Raw genomic sequence first — 13,083 nt, 5'->3', positions numbered from 1 at the left:
ATGAAAGTCGAATTCAACCCCGATCTGAACCGAATCCAGCGCCTGGAGCCGTCCGTTGCCGAGAAGGTCGCCCCGGCCCGATCACCGGATGTCGCGCCAGGTCTGGATGCGCTCGCCGGTATTTTCAGCCAGGAAGCCGCCGCTCACAGCACCGCGTTGACCCGACGCGCCATTAGCGGGCCTGTCACACCTGTCGAGCAGCTCGCGCAGATCTATGATCGACTCGGCCATCCCGCCCAGAAAAGCCTGGCAAAGATGGTCATCGTGGCCAGGCAGTATCTGGAGCGCCAGCAGAGTCTCGAAAAGTTAGTCGACCTCACGGGTGGAGACCCTGCACGTACCTATGTCGTGCTTCGTCAGCTGACGGCGCAAGCCGAAGCACTCGTGCGCCAGACCCAGGCAGCGTCGACGCGTGACGCGCAAGTCAAAAGCGAGGCAGCGCTGGCACGTGCTGCGCTGGCCAAGCTGGAGATTCAGTACAAGAGGGAGATCCAGGCGGGCCTCAATATTGCCCTGGCCTTGCAGTCAGGCAGTGATGATCCTGCGCAATGCCAGGCAATACGTACGCTCTACTACGCCAATGTGGTATTGCGCCAATCCCTGGCCAGCATGATGCAGGCGCTTTTGAAAGAGTACGGTGGCGAGCAGTTTGAGGTCGGGCTCAATCTCATGCGCCGGGCGCTGGCGGATGATATTGCGGCGTACGTTTCATCGATTCCCACCGCTAAATTGCGCACGCTTTTGTTGGGGTTACAGAGCTGTGGTCAGTTGGGCGGGGTACTGTCTAATTGCCAAGAACTGGTTCAGCGTTTGAACGTTGAACACGACGCCGTTGACCTGTTGCAGCGTCTATTGGGTTATGCCGGCAATGGCATTGCCCCCTCCGAGGTTCAACTGCTGGCGGATGAATTGGCTGGGGATGCGGCGGCTCGCCAGTTGGCCTCGCTCAATGCGCTCTATCCCGTGATCAAGGGTTTGCCTGCGGCCTTATGGCGCGACTCGCGTGGGCGCGAGGAGGCTTTGCATAACTTCCTGCTCGTGATGGATGAGTTCACGCGCCTGGAGAAGGGCCAGGCTGAGCCGAGGGCGTTGATGTGACGGCGCTGGCGTTTATCAACCACTGGCTGCTCAAGGTCGCACAACGTGCTGAAGTCCTTGGTGCTGTAGTGGTACTGGCCATTGTCTTTATCTTCATCGTGCCGCTGCCGACCTGGCTGGTGGATATCCTCATCGCGCTCAACATCTGTATTGCCTGCTTGTTGATCGTTCTGGCGCTTTACCTGCCCGGGCCTTTGGCGTTTTCGTCGTTCCCCTCGATTCTGTTGCTCACCACGATGTTTCGTCTGGCACTGTCGATTGCGACCACGCGGTTGATCCTGCTGGAGCAGGATGCCGGCGACATCGTCGAGGCGTTCGGCAACTTTGTGGTGGGTGGCAACCTGGCGGTAGGGTTGGTGATCTTCATGATCCTCACCCTGGTCAACTTTCTGGTCATCACCAAGGGTTCCGAGCGGGTTGCCGAAGTGGCCGCACGCTTCAGCCTGGACGCGATGCCTGGCAAGCAAATGTCTATCGACAGCGACTTGCGTGCAGGGCTGATCGACGGCAATCAGGCGCGGGACAAGCGCGATCAGTTGTCCCGCGAGAGCCAGCTGTTCGGGGCGATGGACGGCGCCATGAAGTTCGTCAAGGGCGATGCTGTTGCAGGTCTGGTGATCGTGCTGATCAACCTGTTGGGTGGCTTTTCCACGGGTATGTTCCAGCATGGCATGAGCGCCAGCGAATCCATTGCGTTGTATTCGGTGCTGACCATCGGTGATGGTTTGATTGCACAGATCCCCGCGCTGCTGATCTCGCTGACGGCGGGGATGATCATCACCCGCGCTGCGCCGGACGGGCGCCGGGGCGTCACTAACATGGGCGCAGAAATCGCTCGTCAGATGACCAGCGAACCCAAGAGCTGGATGATTGCGTCGGTGGGCATGCTCGCGTTTGCGGCGTTGCCCGGTATGCCGACCCTGGTATTCATTCTTATCTCACTGATGACGGGCTCCCTGGGCTATTACCTTGCTCGTCAGCGTCAACGGCAAGAGGCTCCCGCGGCCGAGGTCAAGCAGGCCGTGCGCCCGGAAGAAAACGGTGAAGAGGACTTGCGCGGGTTTGACCCGTCTCGCCCCTATCTCCTGCAGTTTTCTCCCGTATTGCGTGGAACGCCTGAGGTGGTTGATCTGGTTCATGGCCTTCGTCAAACCCGAAATGCACTCGTTGCGAATATCGGGCTGACGCTGCCGCCGTTCGAAGTCGAACTCGACGACTCGTTGGCAGACGACGAAATGCGCTTCTGCGTACACGAAGTGCCGATGATCAAGGCTTCGGTCGTTAAGCAGGTGGCCGTGGAGCGTACAGCCTTGGCGCAGGTACCGGAGCACGCGATACCGGGCCTGGTCGAGCGCGAAGAGCAGGATTGGGTGTGGTTGGCGCCAGATGATCCTCTGCTTGATGATCCCACGCTTGAGCGCTTCACTTCGACGAACCTGATCGTCGAGCGCATGAAGCAGGCGATGATGCTTTCCGGTCCCCAGTTCCTGGGGATCCAGGAGAGCAAGTCGATTCTCAGCTGGCTTGAGCACAACCAGCCGGAACTGGTGCAGGAGCTACAGCGAATCATGCCGCTGTCGCGTTTCTCGGCTGTCCTGCAACGCTTGGCTGGCGAAGGGGTACCGCTGCGTGCCGTGAGGTTGATTGTTGAGTCGCTGATTGAATACGGCCAGCATGAACGAGAGCCGGACGCTTTGGCGGACTATGCGCGTATTGCGCTCAAATCGCAGATTTTCCACCAGTACAGTGAGGACGACGGCCTGCATGCGTGGCTACTGTCTCCACAGACCGAAAACGTGCTGCGCGAATCGCTGCGCCAGACTCAGACCGGGGTGTTCTTCGCCCTTGATAATGACAGCAGCGCGTCACTGATCAACCTGCTCAACCAAGCCTTCGTGACTCGCCCCAAAACCAAGAGCGTGATGCTGGTTGCGCAGGATTTGCGCAGCCCCTTGCGCACTCTTTTGCTCGAAGAGTTCAACCATGTACCCGTGATGTCATTTGCCGAATTGGGAAGCACCTCAAAGGTGAAAGTATTGGGCCGATTTGATCTCGGCCAGACCGATTTGATGCGTGGTACGGCGGCATGAAGACTGCGCCGGTTTCAGCACAGCGGAGCGACCAATAATGTTCGAGCTGCGTGTTCTCGATGGCCTGCACCAAGGCGCTGCGCTGCCGCTGTTCGGTGAGCAGTGGAGCATCGGTGCTCATGCTGAGGCTGACTTGGTGCTGAGTGATCCGGGGATCGCCGAGCAGCATGCGTTGTTGCGGCTGGTCGGATCCACATGGTCGGTGCAGGCCCAGGCGGGGTTGTTGCAGGGTGAAAAAGGGCAGGTAGTGGCGCAGATCACGCCTCTGGAGTTGGGCGAACAATTTGGTATGGGCGCCATTCGGCTGTATGTCGCCTTGGCCGATCAGCCCTGGCCCGAAACGCCCGCCCCGGCAACGTCAGCCACGGTTATGGCCAAAGAAGCGCCCCGGACGTTCAAATTGTCGGCCCTTGGACACGCGCAGCAAAAGCGCTTGATCAGTGTGGTGCTGGTGGTTGCAGTCATCATCATGTTGGCGGGCATCGCTTCCACCGGGGAGCGTGATCCCCAGGCCTCGCTGATGCCGGCAGTGCCGCAGAAAGTCGAATTGGCCTCACCGTTCGAGGTGCGCCAGCAGTTGCTGAATATGCTCAGTGAGCGTGATTTGATCCAGCGGGTCAGTTTGCAGGTCATCAATGGCCAGGTTGCGCTTAACGGCGATGTTTCCGAGGAGGATCTGGCGTTGGTGACACGCATGCTCGGCCGTTTCGGTGAGCAGTTCGACAGCGTGGTGCCAGTGATCAGTCGAGTGCGTGCGCACGACAACGAGCTGCCGTTCAAGATCGTTCAGATCATTGGAGGGGCGAACGGTCACGTCGTACTGGAGGATGGCACCCGACTGTTTGTGGGCGACCAAGTGGACGACTTGCGCCTGGTGATGATTGACAACAGCAAGGTGGTTTTCGAGGGTGCGCAGCGCTATGAGGTGCGCTGGTGATTACGGACTTGCAGGCGCGCCTCGATACATGGCAACGGCAACAGACCCGGACGCTGGCAGGTTTTGCGCCTGTGACGATGCGCGGGCGCGTGCAGCGTGTGAACGGCATGTTGTTGCAATGTCGACTGCCTCAGGCACGCATAGGCGACTTGTGCCAGGTGGAAAAGCAGGGCGATTACATGCTCGCCGAGATTATCGGTTTCGACCAGCAGGACGCGGTACTCAGTGCGCTGGGTAACCTGGAAGGTGTGCGCGTGGGGGCCAGCGTAGAGCGCCTGGGCATCTCCCATCAGGTACAGGTCAGCGAGAAGTTGCTGGGCCAGGTGCTGGATGGATTTGGGCGGCCAATTACCGGAGAAGGCGCCAGCGCTTTTGCGCTGGTCGACTCGCCGGATACCAGTGCGGTCTTGTGCGAAGCGCCGTTGCCCACCGAAAGGCCGCGCATCAACCGCGCGCTGGCCACCGGTGTGCGTTCGATCGATGGTCTGTTGACGCTGGGGGAGGGGCAGCGCGTCGGCCTGTTTGCCGGGGCTGGCTGCGGCAAGACTACGCTGCTGGCGGAGATTGCCCGTAACGTTGAGTGTGACGTGATTGTGTTCGGCCTGATCGGCGAACGAGGCCGAGAACTGCGCGAGTTTCTTGATCATGAGCTCGATGATCAACTGCGTGCCAAAGCAGTATTGGTGTGTGCCACGTCTGATCGTTCGAGCATGGAGCGGGCACGCGCAGCCTTCACGGCGACAGCCTTGGCTGAAGGCTTCCGACGCCAGGGCAAGCGCGTGCTGCTTTTGATCGATTCCCTCACGCGGTTCGCCAGGGCCCAGCGTGAAATTGGCCTCGCCGCCGGCGAGCCTCTGGGCCGTGGTGGCCTGCCACCTTCGGTATACAGCCTGTTGCCGCGGTTGGTCGAGCGCGCCGGGTTGACGCGCGAAGGTGTGATCACGGCGATCTATACGGTGCTGATCGAGCAGGACTCCATGAGCGACCCGGTGGCCGATGAAGTGCGCTCGCTGCTGGACGGCCATATCGTGCTGTCTCGCAAGCTCGCCGAGCGTGGGCACTATCCGGCAGTGGACGTATTGGCCAGTCTTTCGAGGATCTTGAGTAACGTCGCCGAGCCTGGGGATATCCAGGCCGGCACGGCGCTACGACGGCTGTTATCGGCGTACCAGCAGATCGAGCTGATGCTCAAGCTGGGCGAGTACCAGCCGGGTAGCGATGCATTGACCGACTTGGCGGTAGACAGCCGCAGCGCAGTGGACAGTTTCCTGCGCCAGGATTTGCGTGAACCCTCGCCGATGGCGGCAACACTGGAACAACTCAAGGAGCTGACGGCCTATGTCCCATTCTGACGTGTCGATGGCTGAAATCGAGACCCTGCGGCGCCTGCGCCGTCATCGGGCCGACCGTGCTGAACGGGCCTTGCGTGAGGCCAAACGAGCGCGGCAAACCCTGCTGGCACATATCCAGGATGCCCAGCAAACCCTTGAGCAAACCCGTCAGGAGGAGGCTCGGCAAAGTGCGCAGTTGCTCAGCCAGCATCAGGGCCAGGTGCTGACGCTCAAAGCGCTGAAGTCCTGGGGAGTACAAGAACGGTCGTTGTCGGCAAACACTCAGCGGGACGAAGGCCAGGTGCAGGCACTGCAAGCGCAGCACAAGGACAGGGACAGCCAGGTGGACAGTGCCCAGAAACACGCCACGGAATGTTTGCGCCAGGTCGAAAAACTTCAGGAACTGTCCAATTTACTCGCTCAGGATTCGCTATGACACAGGTTTCAAATACCACGCCTGAGCACCGCCGCACGCGTGAGCTACGGCAGGAACGCGAGCCTGGCGTTGGCGGCTACGTTCCCTTGGAGCAAGGGCGACTGTTTGCGCATCTGCTTGCAGGCGGTGCTGCAGAGAAACGTTTTGGGCATTCGCGCCTGGATATCAAGGCCTCAGTTGAGGCAGCCAGGGCCGATGTGTTGATCGAGCAATTAGTGGCACCTATTCAGGCGGGTGCGCAGTGGCCGCTGCAGTTCGTGCTGTGCATGCCACGCCAAGGCCGGATCAACGCCTTGGTACACCGTGATCAGAACGCCTGGGCCATAGAGTTGGATGCGCAAGACGATGCCACCAACCATTGGCTGCGTGGCGTGCGGCAGCAGTGCCAGGAACGGTGTACGCAAGCCTTGGGGCAAACGGTCAGGTTGTACCTGCCAGGTGACCGTTCGTGATGAAGGTGCCCTTTTTGGCGTTGCCTGTAGTCAAGCAAGACACGGTGGCTGCGCGCCGCAGGCTGGGGCGCGGGCTGCGTTTGCCGTTTCAGGTGGCAGGGCAAGAGGGTGAGCTGCTGATCGAGCCCGGGCGTACGCCTGTTGGCGGGGAAGCACTGTGCTTTGAAACCGCCCTCGGCGTGCTGGCGTTCGCTGAGGCGGGGCCTTTGTTGAGCCTGTTGGGTGAATGCCCTGTGCCATTGGCCAAGGCTGGAAACGACCCTCACTCGTGGTTCTGGGCGCTGTTTGAGCACCACCTTAGCCCCCAAGTGAAAGCGCTGTTTGGCTATATGCGATTGCGGGTGACTGCGCGTCCAGTGGGTTTCGGCTGCCGATTCAGCGTGACATTGGGGGACTCTCGGGTCGTGGGCTACATGTGGCTGGCCCACCAGAGCTTTCTGGCGATGTGCGAGGCCGCACCTTGGCGCTCTATCGCCGCGCCGATGCCGGCGCAGTTCAAGTTGGCAATTGCCGTGCCCCTTGGGACCGTGCAGCTACCCATCGCACACGTGCGCAGCCTGCGGGTGGGTGATGTGCTGGTGCTCGAACGGGCTTTTTTTCAAGCCCAGGGCAATGGCTACGTGCAGGTTGGCAGGCAGCGCCTGCACGGCTGCATTGACGATGAAACCGGGCCGCTGTGCCTGACCCTGACTTCTATAGAGGACACGAGTGTGGACGAGGACTTTTCAGCATCCTATTACGCTGAGCCGGAAGATGAACCTGTGGCGGAAGTATTCGGGCACGAACCGTTCGATGACTTGAGCATGGCGTTAAGCGTGCGTTGTGGAATGCTGAACCTGACGCTGGGCGAGCTGCGCAATCTGGTTGAGGGTTCAGTATTAGGTATAACCGGTTATGCGCCGGGAATGGCCGGCCTCTATTACGGAGATCGGCCGATCGGCCAGGGGCAGTTGGTGGAAGTGGATGGGCGCCTGGGCCTGCAGGTGACGCGAGTGGTTTTTTCTCGATGAGCATTCAGGGCATAGACCCCTTCGTACTTGCACTCTTCCTGGGGGCATTGTCGCTGATGCCCATGCTGTTGATTGTGTGTACGGCGTTTTTGAAAATTGTCATTGTGCTGATGATTACCCGCAACGCGATAGGCGTGCAGCAAGTACCCCCCAGCATGGCCATCAATGGCATCGCACTGGCGGCGACGCTGTTCATCATGGCGCCGGTGGGTTACGAGATCGCCGAAACCATCAAGGTATCGCCGCTGGATTTGAGCAGTGTGCAGATGGCCCTGCACACCGGCGGGGAGGCGATCAAACCCTTGCGCGCATTCATGCTGCGCAATATTGACCCGGATGTGTTGACGCACTTGCTGGAGAACACTGGGCGCCTATGGCCGGCAGCCATGGCCCAGGAAGTTCAGCGAGAAGACCTGATTCTGTTGGTGCCTGCCTTTGTGCTGTCGCAATTGCAGGCAGGGTTCGAGATCGGCTTCCTCATCTATATTCCGTTCATTGTGATCGACCTGATTGTCTCCAATTTGCTCCTGGCACTGGGCATGCAAATGGTCTCGCCGATGACCATTTCCCTGCCGCTCAAACTGTTGTTGTTCGTGATGGTTTCCGGGTGGTCACGGCTGCTCGACAGCCTCTTCTTTTCTTATCTCTGAGTGGCGTATGGAACCGATCGTGCTGTTCAAGCAGGGCATGCTACTGGTCGTAGTGTTGTCGGCACCGCCGTTGATTGTGGCGGTGGTAGTCGGTGTACTGACCTCTCTTGTACAGGCGCTGATGCAGGTACAGGACCAGACCTTGCCGTTTGGCATAAAGCTGGTGGCAGTGGGGATCACGCTGGTCATGACGGGGCGCTGGATCGGTGTGGAGTTGATTCAACTGATCAATCTGACATTCGAGATGATCTCTCGCTCCGCGCTGAACTGAGGTCTTGCCTGTGCTGCAGTATTTTGACTACCTGCCCAGCCTGTTGATCGGCATGGCGCGAATCTACCCGTGTGCCTTCCTGGTCGCGGCGTTTTGTTTTCAACATATCCGTGGCATGCCGCGTCATACCATTGTGGCGGCACTGGCGCTGCTGCCTGCACCGGGCATCCATGCAACCTTCGCCGACCAGGAATTCTCTACGCTGATGCTCAGCGCGTTAGTGCTCAAGGAGGCGGCCCTGGGGACCTTGCTGGGCGTATTACTGTCGATGCCGTTCTGGTTGTTCGAGGCGGTGGGGGCACTGCTGGATAACCAGCGGGGAGCCTTGGCCGGTGGTCAGCTCAACCCTTCGCTTGGCCCGGATGCGACACCCATCGGGCATTTGTTCAAGGAACTGACGATTTTTTTGTTGATGGCCACCCTGGGGCTTGGGGCACTGACGCAGGTGATCTGGGACAGTTACTCGATCTGGCCGCCAACCGTATGGTTTCCACTTCCGCATGCCAATGGGTTTGGCGTGTTTCTCAACCTGCTCGGCGACACGTTCACCCACATGATGCTCTACGCCGCACCTTTTATTGCGGTACTGCTGTTGCTGGAGTTTGGCATTGCACTGTTGGGGCTTTATAGCCCGCAGTTGCAGGTGAGTACGCTGGCTCCGCCGGTCAAATGCCTGGCGGGTATTGGCATTTTGCTGTTGTACTTTGAACTGTTGCAGGACCTGATCGTCGGCCGCTTAAGCCTGCTGACAGAACTCAGGCACGCCCTTGGGTTGATGTTCAAGGTGGGGATGCCATGAGTGATTCCGGTGAGAAAAAACACCCGGCCAGTGCCAAGAAACTGCGTGATCAACGCAAGAAAGGCCAGGTTGCCCAAAGCCAGGATGTCGGCAAGCTTATGGTGCTGACGGCCATCAGCGAGATCGCGCTATGGACCGCTGACCGCAGCCTGCAGCGGTTTCAGGAAATGCTACTGTTGCCGATATCGCGCCTCAGCCGTCCCTTTGTGGCAGCCTTGGAAGAGGTGCTGCTCGACGCCATGGTGGTGTTTTTTTCCTTTGCGTTGCTGATGGCTTCAGTGGCGATCGCCGTCAAGCTGATCAGCAGCTGGATGCAGTTCGGCTTGCTGTTCGCGCCAGAAATTCTGAAGTTGGATTTCAAGCGTCTTAACCCCCTTAATCAGCTCAAGCAGATGTTCTCCGCGCAGTCGCTGATGAACCTGCTGATGGGGGTCGCCAAGGCCGTGCTGATAGGTGTGGTGTTGTACGCGGTGATCGGTCCCTCCCTTGGGGCTTTGATCAATTTGGCCAACAGCGACCTGCCCTCCTATATCCTGGCGCTGATCGAGCTGTTTCGCTACCTGCTGCATGCGTGCCTGGGCCTGTTGCTGGTGCTGGCACTTATCGACCTGACGCTGCAGAAGCACTTCTTTGCCAAGCGCATGCGCATGACCCAGGTCGAAGTCGTCAAGGAATACAAGGACATGGAGGGCGACCCCCATGTGAAGGGCCAGCGCCGTTCGCTGGCGCAGCAATTGGCTCAGGAAGAGCCGAAGGTCAAGCTGCCCAAGCTGGAAGAGTCCGACATGCTGGTGGTCAACCCAACGCACTTTGCCGTCGCGTTGTATTACCGCCCCGGCACGACGCCGCTGCCTTTGCTGGTGGACAAAGGCACGGATGGCGACGCGCGTGAGCTGATCAGAAGGGCTAAAGCGGCTGACGTGCCGGTCATCCAGTGTGTATGGCTGGCCCGCACGCTCTACACCCATAAGCTGGGTGCCAGTATCCCCCGTGAAACCCTGCAGGCCGTCGCGCTGATCTACCGCACCTTGCGTGAGTTGGATGATGAGGCCAAGCGTGAAACCCTGGAATTGCCCGAGTTGGAACAGCGCTGATCAACGCGTGGCGTGAGCATCCAATGCATCAAGGTTGGCCAGTGACAGCAGGCGGCTGATGGCACTATCAAGCGCGTCGTGTTGAGCTGGCAGCGGGCGCCAGATGAGCAAATTGCCCTGCGCATCGAGATAGACAAAGCAGCCGTCATACCTCACGGCTTGTTCAAAACGTCGTTCCAGTGCCCGTTGCACCTGCCCGGCTTGCAGCGCTTCGCGCGCCACCTGCAAGGCCAACCCCGGGCGGGTGCCGGCTTGCAGCGTACACAGGTGGATACCAGGGAGCAGCTGCAGGTGAGCCGCAACGCCACTGCGCACGTCGGCCAAAAAAGCCTGACGATGCGGTGCATCGTCAGGCTGTGTCGTGAGGCTCATCGTTCCAGGGAAATGGTCTGGTGGTCTGCCCGCTCCCCAGAGGGGCCGGAGTCTACGCGCATCTCTGGCGGCCACCAGACCACCATTTTGTCACGGCTCGATTGCGGGCGCGTGCAGGAGTCGCCCTTGCAGGTTGGCGTGCAACCCGCGGCGCTGAGTGCTGCGCCGATCAGGATAATGCTCAAGATTGCGTGCTTCATGGCTTGGTCTTCAAGGGGGCGGTGAGGAGGGAAGGGCGGGGTACGCCGATGTGTTCATCTTTCACGACGGGCCGCATGGCAATAAACACTTCAGCTTCTTCACCCGGCTTGAGCCAGGCGCGCGGCCAGACAGTGACCGCCAGCGTTTGTGAGTTACTGCATTCTTTTTCATCGATGCGCACGTTGCGTTTGATCTGGTTGCGCAGGACTACCACCGCCACATTGAAGTGTGGGCCGGTGTACCACTGGCTGCGCTCGCTGTTGAGCGCCAACAGATCGCGCGTGGCGCACAGGGTGTTCAACTGCAGAGGCATTGGCCCTGCCTTGAAGCCGTCGGGCACTTCGCCGCTGACCAGGTGCGCCAGGGCGCTGGTGATATCGCTGCGGTTTATGGGCGGCTGATGGGCGGCTTGCCGGCGCGCCAGGGGTTTGAGGGCTGCCTGCAACTGGGCCTGGTCCTCCTGGGGCAAGTAACGCGAAGGGTCAGACTGGTCGCCGATGACCCGTGGGGTGAGGATGAACAGCCGCTCGCGTCGACTGTTCTGTCGTTCTGTCGAGGAGAACAATGCCTTGCCCAGCAACGGAATATCGCCCAGCAGCGGCACCTTGCTTTTTTTGTCCTTGTTGTCTGTGACATGGAAACCACCGACCACCAGTGAGCGCTTTTCCGCCATCACGGCCTGGGTACTGACCTTGCCGCGACGAACATCAAGGTCATTGGGCTCTGTGCGGGAGTCGTCGAAGTTACCGTCTTCAATATCCACCACCAAATGGATCTGGTGGCCACCACGGCTGGTGATCACCCGTGGCACCACCTGAAAGCTGGTGCCGACGGTCACGGGTAAAATGCTTGGGTTGTCCCGCCCGGCCGTCAGGTACCGCGTACGGTTGAAGTCGATGACCGCCGGCTGGTTTTCCAGGGTGAGCACCGAAGGGTTGGAGACCAGGGTTGCCAGCCCTTGGGCTTCCAGGGCTCGTATGTGCGCGTAGAAGCGCCCTGGGTTGCCAATCGACAACTGAGAGGTCGTGCCCGGCGCCACATTGACGCCGCCGCGCCAACGGCTGTTTTGAAAACCCCATTCAATCCCGAACTCTTGCAACTTTGTGCGTTCGATGTCGAGGATGATTGCGTCGATCTCCACCAGCTTGCGCGCAACGTCGAGTTGGGTGATCAACTCGCGGTACATCGTTTGGCGCTCAGGCAGGTCGTAGATCAGAATTGCGTTATTGCGCACGTCGGCTTCAACCCGGATTCGGCTGGTAGGGCGTGGGGCGCGGGGGCCAAGTGAGGCGCCCGTCGAAAGAGCATCTGAGTTCCCGGGGTTGGCGAACATCTGCTCCAGCAGCGGATTGTTCAGCCGCGGGACGTTAGGCGTTATCAGGCCTGGCTGTGAGGCCGTGCCGGCAGATTGGGTGGCGCTGGCGACTGCGGAGGAACGGGGCTCCAGCAACCCACGCAGCACGCTGGCCACCCCCGCGATGGTCAGCTTCTCCCCGCGATAATCAACGATGCGATCCGCCGCGTTGGCGTACTTGAGCGGGTACGTCAGTACGCTCTGTTTTTCATCCGGGGATCTGCGCTGGCTGCTGAATTGTTTGATCTGCTCGATATAGCGTTTAGGGCCGGAGACGAGTACGACGCCCTCATCCAGTAATTCACCCCAGCCAAATCGGCTGTCGAGCAGGCCGATATCGGTCAGGGCCTTTTTGAGGTCGGGGATCGATTCCGCCGAAACCTCCAGCCGTGCAGACTCTTGTTGATCCAGTGTGCTGATGTACAGGGTGTTGTTGTACAGATACCACTGGAAGCGGTGTTCGACTCCCAGCCTGTCGAGCATGGACTGGGGCGTGTTAGCGCGTATTTTGCCATTGACGACGCCCTCCAGCAGGCCTTCGATTTGCAGTTGGGTGCCGAAGGTCTGGGCGAAGTCTTCAAGCACTTCGCGCACGGGCTTGTACTGGGTCTCATAGGCATATGCCGTGTTTCGCCATTCCGAGGGAATGGCGGCAAGGAGGCTTTGCAGAGGCATCAGCAGGCACGTCAAAACCACTGGAAGACGCCAACCGGCGTGTTTGAATCGCGCACAGGCCGAGCTGATAGACAAGCGTAAACGCTTGTAAACGGGATTGTTCATACAGGGTTCTCTAGTTAATAAAACTGCGCACGCAACGGAGTGGGCCCAAGCCTTGGGGGCGTTCCGGCCAGCCGCTTGGCCGTGGAACGCCAGGTGTCGCGCTGATTGAGGAGGGATTCGAGTTGGTTAAAAAGAGCCGCCTGATTGGCTTCTTGCCAGACGCATTGAAGTAGCCAGAGCTGCCCAGTGGAGGGCTCGACCGAAAGTG

General features: G+C 59.6%; 14 protein-coding genes. 11 read left to right on the top strand and 3 right to left on the bottom strand.

What is annotated here, in order from left to right; all coding sequences use genetic code 11:
- The 11 genes from BFP92_RS12175 to sctU are packed head-to-tail and all read left to right on the top strand — an operon-like array spanning nucleotide 1 to nucleotide 10,168.
- A complete protein-coding gene (locus BFP92_RS12175; protein WP_065929719.1) occupies nucleotides 1-1,098 on the top strand; it encodes a TyeA family type III secretion system gatekeeper subunit in 1,098 nt (365 codons plus the stop codon).
- Nucleotides 1,095-3,188: a type III secretion system export apparatus subunit SctV gene (gene sctV, locus BFP92_RS12170; protein WP_065929678.1), complete on the top strand. Its 2,094-nt coding sequence runs from the start codon at nucleotides 1,095-1,097 to the stop codon at nucleotides 3,186-3,188. The genes BFP92_RS12175 and sctV overlap by 4 nt, the downstream gene beginning before the upstream one ends.
- Nucleotides 3,189-3,225: 37 nt before the next feature.
- Nucleotides 3,226-4,125: an FHA domain-containing protein gene (locus BFP92_RS12165; RefSeq protein ID WP_065929677.1), complete on the top strand. Its 900-nt coding sequence runs from the start codon at nucleotides 3,226-3,228 to the stop codon at nucleotides 4,123-4,125.
- Complete coding sequence (locus tag BFP92_RS12160; RefSeq protein ID WP_065929676.1) at nucleotides 4,122-5,477, top strand: FliI/YscN family ATPase; 1,356 nt, start codon at nucleotides 4,122-4,124, stop codon at nucleotides 5,475-5,477. Before BFP92_RS12165 ends, BFP92_RS12160 begins: the two co-directional genes overlap by 4 nt.
- Nucleotides 5,464-5,892, top strand: a complete 429-nt coding sequence (locus BFP92_RS12155) for a type III secretion system stalk subunit SctO (protein WP_065929675.1) — start codon at nucleotides 5,464-5,466, stop codon at nucleotides 5,890-5,892. The genes BFP92_RS12160 and BFP92_RS12155 overlap by 14 nt, the downstream gene beginning before the upstream one ends.
- Nucleotides 5,889-6,344 (top strand): type III secretion system HrpP C-terminal domain-containing protein, encoded by a 456-nt coding sequence (locus BFP92_RS12150; protein ID WP_065929674.1) that lies wholly within the window; start codon nucleotides 5,889-5,891, stop codon nucleotides 6,342-6,344. Before BFP92_RS12155 ends, BFP92_RS12150 begins: the two co-directional genes overlap by 4 nt.
- The gene (locus BFP92_RS12145; protein ID WP_065929673.1) at nucleotides 6,344-7,354 is read left to right on the top strand and encodes a FliM/FliN family flagellar motor switch protein; all 1,011 of its coding nucleotides are present in this window, start codon (nucleotides 6,344-6,346) and stop codon (nucleotides 7,352-7,354) included. Before BFP92_RS12150 ends, BFP92_RS12145 begins: the two co-directional genes overlap by 1 nt.
- Nucleotides 7,351-8,004 carry a type III secretion system export apparatus subunit SctR gene (sctR, locus tag BFP92_RS12140; RefSeq protein ID WP_065929672.1) on the top strand — a complete coding sequence of 218 codons (654 nt, stop codon included), beginning with the start codon at nucleotides 7,351-7,353 and terminating at the stop codon, nucleotides 8,002-8,004. Before BFP92_RS12145 ends, sctR begins: the two co-directional genes overlap by 4 nt.
- 7 nt (nucleotides 8,005-8,011) lie before the next feature.
- A complete protein-coding gene (sctS, locus tag BFP92_RS12135) occupies nucleotides 8,012-8,275 on the top strand; it encodes a type III secretion system export apparatus subunit SctS (protein ID WP_065929671.1) in 264 nt (87 codons plus the stop codon).
- Between the two features lie 10 nt (nucleotides 8,276-8,285).
- Nucleotides 8,286-9,074 carry a type III secretion system export apparatus subunit SctT gene (sctT, locus tag BFP92_RS12130; RefSeq protein WP_065929670.1) on the top strand — a complete coding sequence of 263 codons (789 nt, stop codon included), beginning with the start codon at nucleotides 8,286-8,288 and terminating at the stop codon, nucleotides 9,072-9,074.
- Entirely contained in the window at nucleotides 9,071-10,168 is a 1,098-nt protein-coding gene (sctU, locus tag BFP92_RS12125; protein ID WP_065929669.1) for a type III secretion system export apparatus subunit SctU, read from the top strand. Before sctT ends, sctU begins: the two co-directional genes overlap by 4 nt.
- On the opposite strand, the gene BFP92_RS12120 is transcribed toward sctU, so the two are convergent.
- From BFP92_RS12120 to sctC, 3 genes are read right to left on the bottom strand one after another with little or no spacing between them, the layout of a single operon-like run.
- Entirely contained in the window at nucleotides 10,169-10,540 is a 372-nt protein-coding gene (locus BFP92_RS12120; protein ID WP_065929668.1) for a transcriptional regulator, read from the bottom strand.
- Nucleotides 10,537-10,740 carry an HrpT family type III secretion system protein gene (hrpT, locus tag BFP92_RS12115; RefSeq protein ID WP_065929667.1) on the bottom strand — a complete coding sequence of 68 codons (204 nt, stop codon included), beginning with the start codon at nucleotides 10,738-10,740 and terminating at the stop codon, nucleotides 10,537-10,539. Before hrpT ends, BFP92_RS12120 begins: the two co-directional genes overlap by 4 nt.
- On the bottom strand, nucleotides 10,737-12,875 hold the full coding sequence (gene sctC, locus BFP92_RS12110) for a type III secretion system outer membrane ring subunit SctC (RefSeq protein WP_065929666.1): 2,139 nt from the start codon (nucleotides 12,873-12,875) through the stop codon (nucleotides 10,737-10,739). Before sctC ends, hrpT begins: the two co-directional genes overlap by 4 nt.
- Between the last annotated feature and the right edge of the window lie 208 nt (nucleotides 12,876-13,083).

The sequence above is a fragment of the Pseudomonas sp. 58 R 3 genome, assembly GCF_900006605.1.
GTDB lineage: Bacteria > Pseudomonadota > Gammaproteobacteria > Pseudomonadales > Pseudomonadaceae > Aquipseudomonas > Aquipseudomonas salomonii.
Note: the sequence above shows the minus strand (reverse complement) of the source record. Positions and strands in the feature narration are given on the sequence as shown.